Below are 15689 nucleotides of genomic sequence, written 5' to 3'. Positions count from 1 at the left end.
CTGGATCGGATTCAATTATTTAGCTTTTATTGTTATTGCTTGTAAAAAATTCATAAAAAGAAAGTCAAGATGAGTTCATTAAAAAATAACTTGTGTCTTTGCGTTTATCCAACAAAATATAAAAAAGCTCTGCCAAAAACATGAGCAAAGCTTTTATCAACAAGATTAAATTTGATATAAAGAACTAAATTTTTTAATTAGATCTTAATTTTCAATCAAAGTTCGGGATAAAATTATACTGGTAACAGGCACAGTTTTGTAATTTTTGTAGGTAACAGTAAACAAGCATAATGACATTCATCATAAATCATCCGGAAAACAGTTTTGAAGTAGTATATTTGTAACAGAGAACAAAATCATTGAGGTTATTCATTTCCATATTCATCATTTTTACTGTTGCAATACGTCCCGTTTTGCCATTGGTAAATTATGCAGTGAACTATGATTATATTGTTAAAAACCTTTGTGAGAATAGAAACGTACCACAATCCACATGTAAAGGAAAATGCTACGTGGAAAAAGAACTGGCAAAAACAGAAAAGCAGTCCAATAGCTCTCAAACCATAAAGATTGCAGGCTTAGATGTTTTTATTTCTCATGATATTCTTTCCTTCTCCTCTCAACTGAACTCAGAATTACTTTCTGAAGTTCCTGATTCCAGTTACTTTAATTCTCACTCTTCAGAATACTTTTCAAGGATATTCCATCCTCCATTGGCTTAATTTTTATTGTAAACTATGTTTTTAGTTTATGGGGTAAAAGAGTTTAAAGCTTTTATAGATAAGTCATCAAAGATACATCATGCAGTTAAAATACATTGAGGAATTTCGTGTTTTCTCAGACTTGTACATTGTGTCATAATTTTATTTAACATTATTAATTTCAATTTAACATTAAAATGAAATCCCTTATTATTTTGACCGCCCTGCTGTCAATATCATTAGTATCGTGTGCCAAGGAAGTCCCTCAGGTAAAGCATGCAAGTCATATGGACTCCTCTGGAAAGAATGTAGAAAATGTACAGGTAGTGAATGAAGAAGATCCCATCTGTCACATGAAAACAGCCGGATCTATTAAAGATACCGCTGTATATAAAAATAAAACGTACGGTTTTTGCAGTGTCTCCTGCAAACTTGAATTCAAAAAAAGCCCTGAGAAATATGCCCAAAAATAAAAAGTCAAATAATAAAAGTAAAGTAATTATACCCATTGCTTTATTTGCATTGCTTTTCCTTGGAATAGGGGTAGGAATGGGGTATTTTAAAAAGAATCTTTATACTGTGATGAAAGTTCCTGATTTTGAACTGACAGATCAGAACAGCAAAAAAATCACCAATAAAGATATGCTGGGGAAAGTATATCTCGTAGAATTTTTCTTTAGCAAATGTCCGACCATTTGTCCTGTGATGAATACCAATATGAAGGCGATTCAGAATCAGATCAATGACCCTAATTTTGGTATTATCTCCATCAGTATTGATCCGGAAAACGATACGCCTACAGCATTGAAAGAACATGCTCAAAGAATAGGCGCAAAATCTCCAAACTGGCATTTCTTGACTGGAGATCGTACTTATATTGGGAATCTAGCAGATAAATTTAATATCTACGTTGGCGACAAAGAAGATGAAGGAGAAAGTCTTAATCACAGCGGAATGATTGCGCTTGTAGATCAGGACGGAAATATCCGATGCAGATACAACAAAGAAAATATGCCTATCCTGTATTATTCAGGATTGAATTACGGAGACCCGGAAGGTAAAACACCAATGCTGACAGGAAAATACCACCCGGACAGAGAAATTCTGATTGAGGATATTAAGAAATTATTGAAATAGAGAGGAGGGAAGCCGGATGTTTGAAGCTGGAAGTTATTCCAGACGATGAAGCTCTGGCGATTTTTGAGATAGCTGTAAAAGCAAAATAGAAGTTGAAGAAGTTATTCTTTAAAAATAAATTGCTTCCAGCCTCCATCTCCCATCTTCCCGCTTAATAAGAAAACATTGTTAAACCATAAACAAAAACGTTATGAAGATTTTGAAAATAGCTGCTTTAAGTGCAGTTTTCGCGGCCCAATTTACAATGGCTCAGTTTAAGCAGACCCCTCTGCCATATGCTTATAATGCTTTGGAAGGAAATATTGATGCCCAGACTATGGAAATCCATTATTCAAAACATGCAGCAGCCTATGTAGCCAACCTGAATAAAGCGATTACCGGAACTCCACAGGAAAAAGAAACGTTGTTTCAGATTCTTTCCAATGTTTCAAAACTGCCAGCTGCAGTGAGAAATAATGCGGGAGGGCATTACAACCATGAACTGTTCTGGACTGTTTTGACTCCTCAGAAAAATACACAGCCTTCAGCGAAATTAGCAAAAGCCATCACTGAAACTTTCGGAAGCATAGATGCTTTTAAAGAAAAAATGGCTAAAGCCGGAGCAGACCGTTTCGGATCAGGATGGGCATGGCTTTCTGTGGATAAAAACGGAAAACTATTCGTTTCTTCTACTCCTAACCAGGATAATCCTTTGATGGATGTAGTAGAAGAGAAGGGAACGCCTATCTTCGGAATTGATGTATGGGAACATGCTTATTATTTAAAATATCAGAATAAAAGAGCAGATTATTTGACCGCTATCTGGAATGTTACCAACTGGAAAGAGATCAGCAGAAGATATGACGAAGCGATAAGCAAGAAATAATCAGATGAAATTATTTTACAGCATACTTTTTACCTTTTATATGGTGCTACGACCTTTAGTGCCCGTGGTAGAGTATGCTGTAAATTATGATTATATTGTTAAAGTTCTCTGTATTAATAAATCCAGGCCGGAGATTCACTGTAACGGAAAATGTTATCTGAGTAAAGAGCTGGCCAAAACCAATGATTCGGAATCTTCACCCTTTCAGAAACTCAAAAACTCAGGACAGAAAGTCCTTGATACCTATATCCTGCCGGAGACTACAGAGATCAGTACTACTGAAAAACAGTCGTTTTTCAATTTCAATTTTACTTATGAAACAGCTTATTCTTTTCTGTTTCTTACCTACATTTTCAAACCACCGGTTTTTTAAGGTAAACGATCATTATTCAACCACAAAAGCTTAGAGGAATTAAAAGCTTAAGTGTTTTTATCATGCATAAAACCTGTCACTTAAAAATAATTTAAGTGTAAGAACCTTTTATGCCTTTTTTGGTAAAAAAGAATGTTTTTGCATTCAAAAATTATAATTCAACTTAAAAAATCAACAATGAAAATTTATAAATTTTTATCACTACTCTTTATTGCCTTTACTTTATTCTCTTTTGTTGCCTGTGAAAGCAGCAGAGATGACGAAAATCCACAGGATACTACACCCGGAAAACTTCAGATCAAATTTGAAAACGGCTTTAATAATGTAGGGGATATTGTCTTGAATCAAACAACTCAAACATCTTCTAACGGACAGAAACATAATTTTTCTGCTTTGAAATATGTCATCAGCAACATTTCATTGATAGACGAAAACGGAAATGAATTTAAATACAATGAAAACAACCCGGATAAAGGAGCTTTTATCGTAGATCAGGCAGATGCGGTGGCCGGAATTATTTACCTTAACCTGGATGGTGTTCCGAAAAACAATTACAAGAAAATAAAATTCGGATTAGGAATCAGCCAGAAAGCCTATCTGTTAGGACAAGACGGACAGGCTGAATTCTGGACAAAAGCCAAACAGAAAGGAATGACGTGGTCATGGGCCGCCGGTTATATTTTTGTAAAACTGGAAGGAAAATATGGAAATGATGCTCCTTCAAAGGAATTCATGAATCATACCGGAAATATGGGAAATGTTACAGCTAATCAACAGGCTGATTTATATCGTGAAATCACATTGAATCTTCCTACAACAGCAAGAGTAACAGGTCAGATTCGCCCTTCTGTTCATATTCTGGCAGATCTGAATCAGTTTTTGAGCGGAGATAAGGCGCTTACCCTTGCCACAGGTAATGACATGCTGATGGGGTCAAACCAACACTTGGTAGACGTTACCAACAATCTTACAAAAATGTTTAAAGTAGATCACGTTCATAATGATTAATTTTTTTGTTAAAACGATACTGGTTCTGCTTGTATTTCTGTTGAGTTGTATTTCCTGTTCTGATGAGGTGATACAGCCACTGGAAAAAGATGAAGCGTATAACTTGCAGTTTCCTTCTTATTTTCCGGAAATGACTTTTGACAAATCAGTTAATCCTGTGACCAAAAATGGGGTAGAGCTGGGACGAAAATTATTCTATGAAGGCAGACTTTCAAGGAATAATACCATTTCATGTGGATTCTGTCATATTCAGGAAAATGCTTTTACCCATCATGGTCACACAGTAAGTCATGGAGTTGATGATAGAATAGGAATCAGAAATGCACCACCCATTCAGAATATGGCTTTTTTGAAAAGATATATGTGGGACGGAGTGATTCATAACCTTAATGAACAGCCCATTAGCCCCATTACGGATGTCAATGAAATGGACAGCTCCATACCGGAAGCCATTTCGAAGATAAAAGATGATCAAAAGTATAAAAAACTGTTTAGAGAAGCCTATGGTGATGAAACCATTACCGGAGAAAGAATTCTGAAAGCATTGTCACAGTTTATGGCTTCTTTAATTTCCGCAGATTCAAAATACGACAGATTCAGACAGGGAAAAGAACAACTAAGTTTAGTAGAATCTCAGGGAATGGCTTTGTTCGGGCAGAAATGTGCCTCATGTCATAGCGGAGAACTGTTTACTGATGAGAGTTTCAGAAACACGGGAATGTATTACAATACAGAATTCAAGGATGCAGGGCGTTACAGAGTTTCCCTTAATCAGGTAGATTGGATGAAATTTCGTGTTCCGAGTTTAAGAAATGTAGAATATACAGCACCTTACATGCATGACGGGAGGTTTTACACTTTAGAAGCGGTGCTCAGTTTCTATTCAGATCAGGTAGAAGATAATGCCAATCTGGATCCACAGCTGAAACAGAACGGTCATATAGGAATTGCCATGAACAGCCAGGAAAAACAGTCGATCATTGCATTCCTGAAAACACTGTCCGACAAAAGTTTTATATCCAATCCAAAATTTGCAGAATAATTTATAGAAAACATGAAGAAGATTATATTGATACTAAGTTTGATCCTGTTTAATCAGTATCAGGCAAATACCATTAGAGACAGTGTTTATAGCGCTTCGGATACCTTTAGCAGATTCGATTTTGATGATGATTGTGATGCTTGTGGCTGTGCAGCAGGAAATGGATCTTCAGGTTTTGAGTCTTTATTGAACCCACAGTTTATCGGAATCAAATACTTTGCCCAGCATTACAAAGCCAAAGAAAATTTATTTGTAAAAGATCTTACGCAGGATCAGTATTTCAATACCCTGCAGCTTTGGGGGAAAATTCCATTGACTAAAAAACTGAGTGTATATGCAAGTCTGCCCTTCCATTTCCATGAAAAGAAAACCTTACAGGGAGATATCAAAATCAATGGAATCGGTGATCTGAACCTGATGGGAATTTACCAGCTGATGAGTTCTAAAGATAATTTTCATCACCTGAGCGGAGGTTTGGGTGTGAAAATTCCTCTGGGGAAATTTGATGAAAAAGGAGCATCCGGGGTCAATCCGAGTTTTCAGCTGGGAACAGGAAGCTGGGATTACCAAGCGGCTTTGAATTATAAATTTCAGAAAAATAAAGTTGCCGTTTTGGTCAATACAGACTATACCATCAAAACAGAGAATAAGAAAAATTACCGTTTTGGAAACCAATGGAACTATGCCGCAACAGGTTTTTATCAGGTTGCAGGAAATGAAAAATCCATTTTTTCTGTAAAGACCGGAGTTCAGGGAGAGGTTTATGCGCAGAACAAACAATTTGATGAAGCCCTGCCCAATACCGCAGGAAGTGCTTTGTACGGAAAACTGGGATTTGAAGCCTCTTATAAAAAGCTGAGCCTTGGAAGTGAACTCATGCTTCCTATGTACACGCATCTTGCAGGAGGAGATATTGAAGCCAAATCGAGATTCAGTATTTTTCTGAATATTGGAATTTAAAGAGGAAACCCTTGATAAAATCAGGTTAAAGCTCCTTCGGGAGCTTTAATTGTTTATGAATCATGATTTTAATTGGGGATTAGGAATAATTATTTATCTTTGCCGAAATTTGGTGAGCCCTAAAAAGCTCTTAAAAGGGAATCCGGTGAAAATCCGGAACAGACCCGCTGCTGTAAGCTCCACACCAAAGTTTTTGAAGAATATATCCACTGTTTTTTAATGGGAAGGATTTCAAAAATGGAGTAAGTCAGAAGACCTGCCAGAAAATAATCGTTTGACGCTTTCGTGGAATAAAGCTTAGGACATCAATGATTCTGTGCAGTGACAGCTGTGCTTTGTCGTTGCTATCTTATATCCATTAGCGTCTTCATGTTACTAAATAAGCTAATGGCGGCAAAACTAACTACTTCTGCAATTCAAAAAGCTGTTTTCACAATATTGGTGATCACATCTCAACTTTTATATTCCCAAACAAAGAAAAAAGACAGTCTTCAGGAAGAGACCATTAAAGGAATCGATCTTTACAAAAAGAATTTTAAAGAAATCTTTCCTGCACAGACCTTGCAGGGCGAACAGCTGGAAAGACTGAACAGTCATTCTGTTGCAGATGCTTTACGATATTTTTCTGGTGTCCAGATCAAAGACTATGGAGGATTGGGTGGCTTGAAAACCATTAATATCCGTAGTATGGGAAGCCAGCATGTAGGCGTTTTCTATGATGGAATTCAATTGGGGAATGCCCAAAACGGATTGGTAGATTTAGGGAGATATTCTTTGGATGATCTGGAAGAAATATCACTCTATAACGGTCAGAAAAGTGAAATCTTCCAGCCAGCAAAAGACTTCGGGTCTTCCGGATCTATCTATTTACAGCCTAAAACTCCGGTATTTAAAGGAAATAGGAAAACTAATCTTGTTATAAGAGCAAAAAGTGCTTCTATTGATCTTTTCAATCCATCATTCCGATTGGAACAGAAGATTTCAGACAGGATTTCTGCCAGCTTGAGTGGAGAATTTATGCAGAGTGACGGAATTTACAGATTTCGATATGCAAAAAAATATCCAGACGGGCAGCAGGCTTATGATACCATTGCGAAGAGACAGGATTCAGATATTAAAGCAAAACGTTTTGAAACTTCTCTCAACGGAACTTTAAATAACGGAAGCTGGAATATCCGTGGCTACGGCTATATTTCAGACCGTGGAATGCCGGCGCCAATTGTCAACGGACGTTTCGGAGGAAGAGGAGCGAGACTTTCCGATGAAAATTATTTTGTACAGGCCAATCTGAGAAAAAAACTTTTCCCGAAATTTGAAACACAGTTGAAAGCAAAATTTGCCTATGATTATACCCATTTCATGGATACCGTTCGTTCACAATCTATTATTCACACCGATAACACCTATATTCAAAGAGAGCTTTATCTTTCCTCATCCAATATTTATTCAATCACGCCTAATTGGGATGTCAGTCTGAGTGGAGATTTTCAGTACAATAATCTGGACGCCAATCTGGATAACTTTTCTTATCCTACCCGTTACACAACACTGGTAGCATTGGCAACAACCTATCAGTGGAACAGATTCAAAATTCTGGGAAGCCTTTTAGGAACCTTTACTTTTGAAGAAGTAAGAAAAAATAAAAGACCTGGAGACGCCAGAGAATGGACACCTGCTGTTTTTATAAGCTATCAGCCGGAAATAATCCCAGAGCTTACTCTAAGAGCTTTCTATAAAAGGATTTTCCGACTTCCTACCTTTAATGATCTCTATTATACCAATATCGGAAATACTTACCTGAAGCCGGAATTCACCAATCAATACGACTTGGGATTTACCTATCAAAAGAATTACAACAACCGCTTCTTTAAATCCTTTTATGCTAAAGTAGACGGTTACTACAACAAAGTACAGGATAAAATTGTAGCAGCACCTAACGGAAGTATGTTCCGCTGGCTGATGATGAACCTTGGAATGGTTGAAATCATCGGAGCTGATGTAAATCTTCAGACTGAAATGCAGCTTGGGCAGGTAAAGCTAAGACCATTACTTTCTTACACGTACCAAAGTGCAAGAGATATCAGTGATCCGGAAGACACTTTCTACCGCAATCAGATTCCTTACACACCATGGCATAGCGGATCTTTCAGCCTGATGGCAGATTATAAAGACTGGAGTTTCAATTACAGTGCGATGTATGTAGGAGAAAGATATGATGTGAATCAGGACAATATTCAATACAATTATGTTCAGCCCTGGTATACTCACGATCTGTCTGTTCAGAAAAAATTCAATTGGGACAATCATCAATTTAAAGTGAGCCTTGAGATGAATAATATTTTCAATCAATACTATGATGTGGTCATCAATTATCCGATGCCCGGAAGAAATTTTAAACTTATTCTAAACTTCACCCTATGAGAAAACTAAACTTTTATTTTTTATTTCTTGTATTAGCTTTTCTTACTTCATGCCGTACAGATGATATTATCGTCCGTCAGGAAGTGGTAGAAGGACTTCCCTCAGAAAATACGGCTATAAAAGGCTTTTATATGCTCAATGAAGGGAATATGGGGAGCAATAAATGTACCCTGGATTTTTTTGATTATACCAAAGGAACCTATTACCGGAATATCTATGCGGAAATCAATCCTAATGTGGTAAAAGAACTGGGAGATGTAGGAAATGATATCAAAGTCTATGGCAGCAAACTTTACATTGTTGTCAATGTTTCCAATAAAATTGAAGTGCTGGATGCCAAAACAGCTAAACGTATTACTTCTATTCCGTTGCAAAACTGCAGATATTTAGCCTTTAAAGATGGAAAAGCGTATGCAAGCAGCTATGCCGGACCGGTAGATATTAATCCAAAAGCACCCAAGGGAAAAGTAGTGGAAATTGATACCACTTCTCTTTCCATCCAGCGTGAAGTAACGGTAGGATATCAACCTGAAGAAATTGAAATTGTAGGAAATAAATTATTTGTTGCCAATTCCGGTGGATATAAAGCTCCCGATTATGACAATACGGTTTCCGTAATTGACCTGAGCACCTTTACTGAAATCCAGAAATTAAATGTTGCCATTAATCTTCATCACCTTAAAAAAGACAATTACGGTGATCTTTATGTGACCTCAAGAGGAGATTATTATAACGTTCCTTCCAGTTTGTATTTGATAGATGCAGGAACAGGGATCGTCAAGAAAAATTTTAATCTCTCCGTGAGTGAAATGACAATCGTGAATGATAAGCTCTATTTTTATGGAAATGAATTCAATTACAATACCCACAGCTATAAAAAGAGTTTTGGAATCATTGATGTGAAAACAGAACAGATCATTGCCAACAGAATTTTTGATAAAGAATATGAAGATGCTATTAAAACTCCTTACGGCATAACAGTAAACCCCATCACAGAAGATATCTACATCACAGATGCCAGAAATTACGTATCCATGGGATTTGTGTATTGCTTTGATAAAAACGGACACTTTAAATGGAAAACGGAAGGCGGGAATATCCCTGCCCACTTCGCTTTTTTATACAAATAACCAAAATTTAAGAAATGAACAGAAATACCTTTACTTATTTAAAAATCGGAGTTTTATCATGCTTCCTCGTAGGAGTGATAGCCTGTAAACACGATGATGAAGATGAATTTACATTCAACGGTTTGGATGATTCCTATTCCATTGAGCGTTTCAAAGTGTTGAGTATTCCTACTCATGCTTCTGGATCAGTTATCTGGAGTATTAATGATTCCATTATTTCTCAAAATTCAGAACTTGAATTTATCAGTCCGAAAGCAGATGCTTATCCTTTGACTTTAAAGATTAATAATAAAGGAAACGAACAGGTTTTTCATTCCAAAATAATTGTTACCAAAGAAAAAACACCTTACAGTAAATATATTTCTAAAATATTAGAGTTCCGCCCTGCTGTAGGACAGTTTATGAACGAAATTCCGGAATATTTACCCGGAAATACAGCTGCAAATATGCTTCAGAAAGCCAACGAATCATTAGTGGGAGGAAATTCTACTATGATCAGTTTGGGAGGTTATGGCGGATACGTAGTTTTCGGTTTTGATCATACCATTCCCAATCTGAATGGACGTGATTTTAAAGTACTGGGAAATGCATTCTTTGGAAATGATGCTGCTGATCAACGCTCAGGATCTTGCGAACCGGGAATTATTATGGTAGCCTACGACCGAAACAAAAACGGAAAACCTGATAATGATGAATGGTACGAGATTGCAGGCAGTGAATATTTCAAAAATACCACTGTAAAAGATTACAGCATTACTTATTATAAACCAAACGAAAATAAAACACCGGTAGCCGGAGCCGAATTCTGGCAGACTGATGTAGAATATATCAAGTGGAGTGACAATCTGGGGAATCAAGGATTTAAAACAAAAAATACTTTTCACGTACAAAGTTATTATCCTTTATGGTTTACAGATCCTTCATACAGCTTTTCAGGAACCAGACTGGCGAATAATTTCTTCGACCAAAGCGGGGACGGATCCTATTGGGTAGGGAAATCCTACGAGTTTGGGTATGCAGATAATGCTCCAAATACAGATGCGGCTTCCAACATTGATATTTCATGGGCGGTAGACAGAAGCGGAAAATATGTGAAACTTCCCGGAGTCGATTTTATGAAAATATATACGGGAGTCAATCAGGAAGCTGGCTGGCTGGGAGAGGTTTCTACAGAAGTGGCAGGAGCTTACGATTTACATTTCAAATAATAATAGAATCTATTTAAATTAATAAAAAATGAAAAAGTTTTATCTTTTTATGATGCTTTTTCTGTTTGCATGCGTATCAAATGCACAGATAAAAGTTCAGGGTGTACCCAGAAATGATATTTCAGGGATCAGCCAGCTTAATACCACTACAATCAGTTTTTCTGATATTCAGTATTGGGTAGGATCAGGAGCCAATCAGGCTGCTTTTGTAGTACAATGGAACGATAGCAAAAATCCTGACGCCATGGTTTGGGGATTCAAATGGGACGGAAATGCCACAGGAGAAGACATGTTGAAAGCTATTGCTAAAGCAGATCACAGATTGTACACCTTACTGTATCAGGGAACTCAGTTTGGATCTGCGGTTGGAGGAATTGGTTTTGACCTAAACGGGCAGAACACCAATGCACTGATCAAAAGCGGAAATACCACTTATCCCTTATATCCGGTAAATGGTTTTGTCAATACAACAGCTTATGATTTTGACAGCTATACGATTGTAGATGCTGCCAACGATCACTGGCAATCCGGCTGGACAGTGAATGGATATTGGTCTTATTGGGTAAAGAATCCTGCTGATGCTGATTTCGGATATTCCAGTGTTGGAGCTTCTTCACGTGTGTTAGAAAACGGGTCATGGGATGTTTGGAACTTTAATGTAGGATTTAGTCAAACTCCTGTTTCATCTACTATCACTCCTGTTTCTCCATATGTAGCTTCTAATAACTTTACCAATGGATATTTCATGGTAAACGAAGAATGGTTTGGTCATACTAATGGATCTGTGAATTTCATTGACAATAATGGTCAAATCAATTACCGTGTATACAGCAATGCCAACAATAACCATGCTTTCGGAGCCACTACACAATACGGAACAATCTACGGAGACAAATTCTATTTCGTATCAAAGCAGGCTGCTGATGGAGGAGATACTCAATATACTCCTGGAGGAAGACTTGTGGTAGCCAATGCGCAGACGATGCAGAAAATTGCCGGATTCAACAATATCGGAGGAGGAGACGGAAGATCTTTTGTAGGAGTGAACGAACATAAAGGATACATTGGTACTTCTACAGGAATTGTTCTTTTCAATATTGACAATTTACAGGTAGGAACTCTGATTGCCGGAACAGGCGGAAACGGACAGATCGGAAACATGATCCGTACTTCACAATATGTATTTGCGGTGAAGCAGGGAGCCGGAATTTTAGTAATCGATCCTAATACAGATACGGTAGTAAGTACTATTGCAGGAGGTTTCTATTCTGTGGCTCAGGCTAAAGACGGAAGTGTATGGGGAATTCAGGATCAAAAGTTGATCAATATTCATCCTACTACTTTTGCTACACAGGTTTACAATATTCCAACAACAAAATATATCGGTGACTGGGGAGCATGGAATGCAGGTAAATTTTCAGCAAGTAACAAAGAAAATGCTTTATACTGGATTAATTCATTAAGCAGCTTTAGCTCAGGATCACAGATTGTGAGATTTGATGTAACCACAAAAACATTTAACGAAAACTTCGCAGCTATTCCGGGACAGACAGGACAGTTTAAGCAAATTCCTTACGGTGCGGCACTTCGTGTAAATCCTATTACCGGAGAGTTGGTGCTGAATACAACGGAAAGCGGATATGGAGCACACTATCAGAAAAACTGGATTCATACTTATGATATGACCGGAGCTCTTATCAATACGAAAACTCTTAATGATTATTATTGGTTTCCTTCATTGACGGTATTCACCAATAATTCAGTTCCTGTTGTGAGTAATGTTTTACCATCACAGGTTACAGCAGGAAATACCACAGCGATTGATTTGAAATCAATAGTTTCTGATGCCGATAATATGGCTGTTTCTGTAGTGAAATCTGTAAAGTCAAATAGTAATCCTACAGCTGTTTCTGTTGCTATCAATAATAATGATGAACTTGTTTTGACACCGCTTACTTCAGGAACATCTGATATTGTAATCAGTTTTAACTCCAATGGTAAATTGGCAGAAAAGACAATTACGGTAAACAGCACAGCTTCTATTTTAGCTACTGCTGAGGTGAAAAAACTGGAATTCGGTATTTATCCAAACCCGGTTGTTGACATTCTTACTATTAAAACACAGGAAAAAATCCAGAATGTTTCTATGTATGATGCTTCAGGTAGAATAGTTAATGTACAACTGAACAATGGACAGATCAATGTAAGTGACCTTCCAAAAGGGATTTATATTTTAAAGACTGTTACAGATAAAGCAGTATATCAGCAAAAAGTAATTAAAAACTAATACGAATTTAGATCGTAATCTTGTTAATCTAATCCTGGCCAGCTTTGGTCAGGATTTTTTTATGATTTGAAAGAGAAATTTTTGAATCATGAATAAGTCTGAATTAATTTCATAAAAAACCCGGCAAGCTTGAAAGGCTTGCCGGGTTCGATTTGTTATGTCTTTTTATTTGATGATCACTTTTTTAGAGTATGTTTTTCCTTCTTTAGTTTGAAGCTTCATAATATATACTCCTTGTGGTTGTTTTGTATCAAAACTATTCGATGTCAGCTTAGAACGGAATACCTCTTTTCCGGAAGTATTGGTTAAAGTAACCTCCGAGCCTTCTGCAGCAACATTTTTGTCAAGAGTAAACAGTCCATCCTGGCTGTGTGCCATAAAATTGATAAATGGATCTTTGTATTGATATGCATAGTATACTCTAAGTTCGCCGCCAATGTTCAATAATCCTGAATTTACATTGATTTTGATACGGTCAAAAGGAATGTTCATGGTCATTTCAATTTCCCCTTTGCTTGGATCTGTTCCTCCAAGAGTAAGAAGTTTTGTAGCAAGACTTGTGTAGTCGTTATTGGAAACATCACCATTAAATGTCTCAATGGATGCACCTCCTAAAACCTGAGCAGATAGTGGCGTCCCGTTTGACCCAATGGAAAGAACAAGTTTATTCGTGTTGTTAGCGATGTTGGTAGTAGGGAAGATCAATGTCTGTTCTGTTCTCGCTAGCAATCCTACTGATACCTGAAGAGTAGAATAATCATTCTCGTTACTTCCTACTGCATTTTGAGGATTCAATACCCCACAACCAATGCATAATCCCAATACCTGATTGGTTTGGCTGCTTGCATACGTCTTTACAATCTGTGCAAAAGACATTGTACTTGTTAAAAATAGAAATGATGCCAAAATAGCAGCTTTCATAGTGCGTTGGCTAAGTAATAAATTAGTTTTCATATGTAGAAAAATTTTGGATTTTAGTTTTGTGTAAATTTATAAATAAATTAATTATGTTGCTTATTTTATTTCATTTTTATGTGATTTGTTAATAATTAATTGATATTTGTGATTATGAATTTATTTTTATTTAATAAAAAATATTTGTACTTCTCTGAAAACGAACACAAAAAAATACGGCAGACCTGAATAAGTCTACCGTATTAATTAATCTATTATTTAATTATTTTATGATAATCTTTTTAGAATAAGTTTTTCCTTCTTTAGTCTGTACGTTCATAATATAAACCCCTTCCGGCTGTTTAGATTCAAATGTATTAGATTTTACTACGGAACGGAACACTTCTTTTCCTGAAGTATTATATAAAATGACCTCCGAACCTTCTACAGGAACATTTCCTCCAAGAGTAACCTGACCATTCTGGCTGTGAGCCATAATGTTTGCTAATGGATCCTGGTAAGCATAATAAATTCTGAATCCGCCGCCAAGGCTTAAAACCCCTCCGGTTAAGCCAATTCTTATTCCGTCATAAGGTTTTGCCGGTTTGAATTCTACTGTTCCTCTGTTGGGTGTAGCACCTAGTTTAAGAAGACTTACATCTATCGTTCTTCGGTCATCATTGGAAGTTCCCCCATTCATTGTTTCAAGAGTTACTCCGCTTAATAATTGTACAGATAAAGGAATGTTGTTTGTTCCGATTCCCACCACAAGTCTTGTATCTGATCTCAGATCAGGAAAGATTAGAGTTTGTTGTATTCCTCCTAATAAAACTGTTCCCAATACCATTGTAGAATAATCATCCTCATTAAATCCAACGGCATTCAATGGGTTGTCTATACGGCATCCCAGACATGCTACTCCAAATACACCGGAGCTTTGAGCGTGTGCGTAAATTCTGTTCTGCGCAAAAGATAAAGTGCTTGCTGAAAATAAAAATAAAGCCATTAATCCGGCTTTAAAAGAGAATCGTTTTCCCAAAAGTAAATTAGTTTTCATGTTATATATTTTTTGAATGAATAGTTTTAGTCAAATTTAATGATTAATAGGAGAAGTAAAAAATAATATTTCCATTATTAGTGATATTTTTAATAAAATTTAATATGACTTTGTATTCGTTTGTCCAAATACTATTACTTATATTATTTATTTTAATTGAAAAATTAAAACCTCCGGAACAAAAGAGGTAAAAGTAGGAGATAATGAGAAAATCCTTTATTGTAGTGGTAAGGTATAATTGAACCTGAAGATCTTAAAAGATGACTGTGATCATTCGATTCAGAGATATGAATGGTAAAAGATGTCAGAATTGTTGGGTAAAGATTTCCCAAATTGAAGGTATAAAAACGAAAAAAGGACTTTCGAAAAAGTCCTTTTGTAGCCCGTAGGGGAATCGAACCCCTCTTACCAGAATGAAAATCTGAGGTCCTAACCGATAGACGAACGGGCCCTCTACCTTCCATTACCGAAGTAATGTGTTAGTTTTTTGTTTTATAAGTATCAACTCTTAATCTTGTAGCCCGTAGGGGAATCGAACCCCTCTTACCAGAATGAAAATCTGAGGTCCTAACCGATAGACGAACGGGCCGGTTAGATTTATTTGAA

14 protein-coding genes, 2 tRNA genes and 1 riboswitch are annotated in these 15689 nt (G+C 36.7%); of the genes, 12 read left to right on the top strand and 4 right to left on the bottom strand.

Annotated features, from left to right (window positions below):
- The first annotated feature begins 359 nt into the window (after positions 1–359).
- The 12 genes from CQ046_RS10520 (at position 360) to CQ046_RS10465 (ending at position 13132) form a co-directional block, all read left to right on the top strand.
- Positions 360–722, top strand: coding sequence for a hypothetical protein (locus tag CQ046_RS10520; RefSeq protein ID WP_105702194.1), 363 nt, complete (start codon positions 360–362; stop codon positions 720–722).
- A gap of 176 nt (positions 723–898) precedes the next feature.
- Positions 899–1174 carry a YHS domain-containing protein gene (locus tag CQ046_RS23795; RefSeq protein WP_185126179.1) on the top strand — a complete coding sequence of 92 codons (276 nt, stop codon included), beginning with the start codon at positions 899–901 and terminating at the stop codon, positions 1172–1174.
- A complete protein-coding gene (locus CQ046_RS10510) occupies positions 1161–1838 on the top strand; it encodes an SCO family protein (protein ID WP_185126177.1) in 678 nt (225 codons plus the stop codon). Before CQ046_RS23795 ends, CQ046_RS10510 begins: the two co-directional genes overlap by 14 nt.
- 190 nt (positions 1839–2028) lie before the next feature.
- Positions 2029–2703, top strand: a complete 675-nt coding sequence (locus CQ046_RS10505) for a superoxide dismutase (RefSeq protein ID WP_105702193.1) — start codon at positions 2029–2031, stop codon at positions 2701–2703.
- Between the two features lie 4 nt (positions 2704–2707).
- The gene (locus CQ046_RS10500) at positions 2708–3076 is read left to right on the top strand and encodes a hypothetical protein (protein ID WP_228406926.1); all 369 of its coding nucleotides are present in this window, start codon (positions 2708–2710) and stop codon (positions 3074–3076) included.
- Positions 3077–3253: 177 nt separating this feature from the next.
- Positions 3254–4084, top strand: coding sequence for an MbnP family protein (locus CQ046_RS10495; protein WP_105702191.1), 831 nt, complete (start codon positions 3254–3256; stop codon positions 4082–4084).
- A complete protein-coding gene (locus CQ046_RS10490; protein ID WP_105702190.1) occupies positions 4077–5126 on the top strand; it encodes a cytochrome-c peroxidase in 1050 nt (349 codons plus the stop codon). The genes CQ046_RS10495 and CQ046_RS10490 overlap by 8 nt, the downstream gene beginning before the upstream one ends.
- Positions 5127–5138: 12 nt before the next feature.
- Positions 5139–6086, top strand: a complete 948-nt coding sequence (locus CQ046_RS10485; RefSeq protein WP_105702189.1) for a transporter — start codon at positions 5139–5141, stop codon at positions 6084–6086.
- 93 nt (positions 6087–6179) lie between these two features.
- Positions 6180–6365, top strand: a riboswitch (cobalamin riboswitch).
- 108 nt (positions 6366–6473) lie between these two features.
- Positions 6474–8507, top strand: a complete 2034-nt coding sequence (locus tag CQ046_RS10480) for a TonB-dependent receptor plug domain-containing protein (RefSeq protein WP_105702188.1) — start codon at positions 6474–6476, stop codon at positions 8505–8507.
- Positions 8504–9637 (top strand): YncE family protein, encoded by a 1134-nt coding sequence (locus CQ046_RS10475; protein ID WP_105702187.1) that lies wholly within the window; start codon positions 8504–8506, stop codon positions 9635–9637. Before CQ046_RS10480 ends, CQ046_RS10475 begins: the two co-directional genes overlap by 4 nt.
- 14 nt (positions 9638–9651) lie before the next feature.
- Positions 9652–10845, top strand: coding sequence for a cell surface protein (locus CQ046_RS10470; protein ID WP_105702186.1), 1194 nt, complete (start codon positions 9652–9654; stop codon positions 10843–10845).
- A gap of 28 nt (positions 10846–10873) precedes the next feature.
- Positions 10874–13132, top strand: coding sequence for a DUF5074 domain-containing protein (locus CQ046_RS10465; RefSeq protein ID WP_105702185.1), 2259 nt, complete (start codon positions 10874–10876; stop codon positions 13130–13132).
- Between the two features lie 165 nt (positions 13133–13297).
- Here CQ046_RS10465 and CQ046_RS10460 read toward each other — a convergent pair whose 3' ends face one another.
- The 4 genes from CQ046_RS10460 to CQ046_RS10445 all read right to left on the bottom strand — a co-directional run bounded on the left by CQ046_RS10460 (position 13298) and on the right by CQ046_RS10445 (position 15672).
- Entirely contained in the window at positions 13298–14086 is a 789-nt protein-coding gene (locus CQ046_RS10460) for a T9SS type A sorting domain-containing protein (RefSeq protein ID WP_105702184.1), read from the bottom strand.
- A 223-nt stretch (positions 14087–14309) separates the two neighbouring features.
- Complete coding sequence (locus CQ046_RS10455) at positions 14310–15083, bottom strand: T9SS type A sorting domain-containing protein (RefSeq protein ID WP_105702183.1); 774 nt, start codon at positions 15081–15083, stop codon at positions 14310–14312.
- A gap of 379 nt (positions 15084–15462) precedes the next feature.
- Positions 15463–15534, bottom strand: a tRNA-Glu gene (locus CQ046_RS10450).
- Between the two features lie 66 nt (positions 15535–15600).
- Positions 15601–15672: transfer RNA gene (locus CQ046_RS10445), tRNA-Glu, on the bottom strand.
- Positions 15673–15689: the final 17 nt, after the last annotated feature.

The organism is Chryseobacterium sp. MYb7 (assembly GCF_002979455.1).
In the GTDB taxonomy this organism is placed as follows: domain Bacteria; phylum Bacteroidota; class Bacteroidia; order Flavobacteriales; family Weeksellaceae; genus Chryseobacterium.
The sequence above is the reverse complement of the archived record's forward strand: the minus strand, read 5'-3'. Positions and strand labels throughout refer to the sequence as shown.